The organism is Georgenia deserti, from assembly GCF_042680605.1.
Classification (GTDB): Bacteria; Actinomycetota; Actinomycetes; order Actinomycetales; family Actinomycetaceae; genus Allobogoriella; species Allobogoriella deserti.
This window is the reverse complement of record NZ_JBHUEE010000024.1, coordinates 1-612: the sequence shown is the minus strand read 5'-3', so window position 1 is coordinate 612 and position 612 is coordinate 1. Positions and strand designations below refer to the sequence as shown.

Annotated in this window: 1 protein-coding gene; it reads right to left on the bottom strand. The window is 73.4% G+C overall.

Annotated features, from left to right (window positions below; genetic code table 11):
• Positions 1 to 612: DUF222 domain-containing protein (locus tag ACFSE6_RS18900; RefSeq protein ID WP_388011144.1), on the bottom strand; the 612-nt coding region annotated here is incomplete at both ends.

The following is a 612-nucleotide window of genomic DNA, read 5'->3' as shown; positions in this document are numbered from 1 at the left end:
TGGGTCTGGGTGCGGGGGTCGTTCGCCGAGGGGGTGCCCATCCGGGCGCGGAGGGCTTCATCGAGGAGTTGGCCGTTGGCTGGTGAGAGCCATCCGCGCAGCTGGTAGCCGTTCAACGTCGCCGAGAGCGAGACCTCTTCACGGGCGGTGTCCTCGCGCCAGTTCCGGTCGGCCGCGTCCGGGTCGGCCCGGGTGGCCCAGGCCCGCACCAGCCGGGAGAAGCGGTGGGCATCCAGCTGTTCGGCCTGCTCGACCAGGAACTCTTCCCCGATCTCGGCATCGGCCAGCTGGGCCTTCAGTGTCTCGGTCGCGCTCGCGTACCGGGCGATCACATCGGCGTGATCGGTCCCGATCTGTCCGGCCCGCAGTGCCGCCGTGGTCGCCGGCAGGTCATCACGCAGCCGGCGGGCGTGGGCGACCTGACGCCGCGCGGTCCAGGTGTGCCGGCCGGTCCGGGCCGCGACCCAGGACGGGAAGGACCGCGCCCCGCTGGCCGCCCACATCCCATCGGCCTCGGCCGCGGAGAACAACCCCAGCGTGACCGCTTCCAGGCGCCGGCGGGCCTGCTCGGCCGCATCGATCGCCTCGAGGATCTCCGCCGAGGCCAGGCCG